Annotated in this window: 1 protein-coding gene and 1 pseudogene; both read left to right on the forward strand. The window is 63.0% G+C overall.

Annotation, left to right across the window (positions count from 1 at the left end; translation table 11 throughout):
• Positions 1-498 (forward strand): annotated as a pseudogene (locus J1G33_RS27680) (arabinose ABC transporter substrate-binding protein); the annotation flags it as partial.
• Positions 495-1,786 (forward strand): L-arabinose ABC transporter ATP-binding protein AraG (gene araG, locus J1G33_RS27685; RefSeq protein WP_223019170.1); only part of this gene is annotated, 1,292 nt, incomplete at its 3' end. The pseudogene J1G33_RS27680 and the gene araG, both read left to right, overlap by 4 nt.

The raw sequence follows: 1,786 nt of genomic DNA on the forward strand, positions 1-1,786 counted from the left end.
ACCTTCAACGAGCTCGATACCGGTAAAAAGCGCACTGACGGCTCGATCAAGTCCCTGGAAGAAGCCGGCATCCCCAAGGATCACATCCTCACCGCTGCCCTCAAGACTCTTGACGTGCCTGGCAGCATGGACGCCACCAACTCGGCCCTGGTCAAGCTGCCCGGCGGCGCTAAAAACCTGATCATCGGCGGCATGAACGACAACACCGTGCTCGGCGGCGTGCGCGCCACTGAAAGCGCCGGCTTCAAGGCCGCCAACGTGATCGGCATCGGCATTAATGGCACCGACGCCATCGGCGAATTGAAGAAAGCCGACAGCGGTTTCTTCGGCTCCATGCTGCCGAGCCCGCACATCGAGGGCTATAACACCGCACTGATGATGTACGAGTGGGTCACCAAAGGCACTGAACCACCGAAGTACACCGCCATGGACGAAGTCACCCTGATCACCCGCGAGAACTTCAAGGAAGAACTGACCAAGATCGGGCTGTGGAAATGACCGCTGCGGCCCTGCGTTTTGACGCGATCGGCAAAACCTTTCCCGGGGTCAAGGCGCTGGACGGCATAAGCTTCACCGCCCACCCCGGGCAGGTGCACGCCCTGATGGGCGAGAACGGTGCGGGCAAGTCGACGCTGCTGAAAATCCTCGGCGGCGCCTACATTCCCAGCAGCGGCAGCGTGCAGATCGGCGCGCAGGTCATGGCGTTCAAGAACGCTGCCGACAGCATCGCCAACGGTGTCGCGGTGATCCACCAGGAACTGCACCTGGTGCCGGAAATGAGCGTGGCCGAGAACCTGTTCCTCGGGCACTTGCCGACGCGTTTCGGTGTGGTCAACCGCGGCGTGCTGCGCCAGCAGGCGCTGGCATGTCTCAAGGGCTTGGCCGATGAGATCGACCCTGACGAGAAGCTCGGGCGCCTGTCTTTGGGCCAGCGCCAACTGGTGGAAATCGCCAAGGCGTTGTCCCGCGGTGCCAACGTGATCGCCTTCGATGAGCCCACCAGCAGTTTGTCGGCGCGGGAAATCGACCGGCTGATGGCAATCATTGCGCGCCTGCGCGACGAGGGCAAAGTGGTGCTCTACGTGTCGCACCGCATGGAAGAAGTGTTCCGTATCTGCGATGCGGTGACGGTATTCAAGGACGGTCGCTACGTGCGCACGTTCGAGGACATGAGCACGCTGACCCACGACCAGTTGGTGACCTGCATGGTCGGTCGCGATATCCAGGACATCTACGACTACCGCCCACGCGAGCACGGCGAAGTGGCGCTCAAGGTAGACGGCCTGCTCGGCCCGGGCCTGCGCGAGCCGATCAGCTTTGAGGTGCGCAAGGGCGAGGTCCTTGGGCTGTTCGGGCTGGTGGGGGCAGGGCGCACCGAGCTGTTTCGCCTGCTCAGTGGCCTGGAGCGCGCCAGCGCCGGTAGCCTGCAGCTATGCGGGCAAGCCCTGCAATTGCGCTCACCCCGCGACGCCATTGCCGCCGGTATCTTGCTGTGCCCGGAGGATCGCAAAAAGGAAGGCATCATCCCGCTGGGCAGCGTCGCCGAAAACATCAACATCAGTGCCCGGGATGCGCACTCCACCTTTGGCTGGCTGTTGCGCGAAGGCTGGGAGAAAGCTAACGCCGACCGGCAGATCCAGGCGATGCGGGTCAAAACCCCGAACGCGGCGCAGAAGATCCTGTACCTCTCCGGCGGCAACCAGCAGAAAGCCATTCTTGGCCGCTGGCTGTCGATGCCGATGAAGGTCCTGCTGCTGGACGAGCCCACCCGCGGTATCGACATCGG

Origin of the sequence: Pseudomonas sp. P867 (genome assembly GCF_019891455.1) — a bacterium.
In the GTDB taxonomy this organism is placed as follows: domain Bacteria; phylum Pseudomonadota; class Gammaproteobacteria; order Pseudomonadales; family Pseudomonadaceae; genus Aquipseudomonas; species Aquipseudomonas synxantha_A.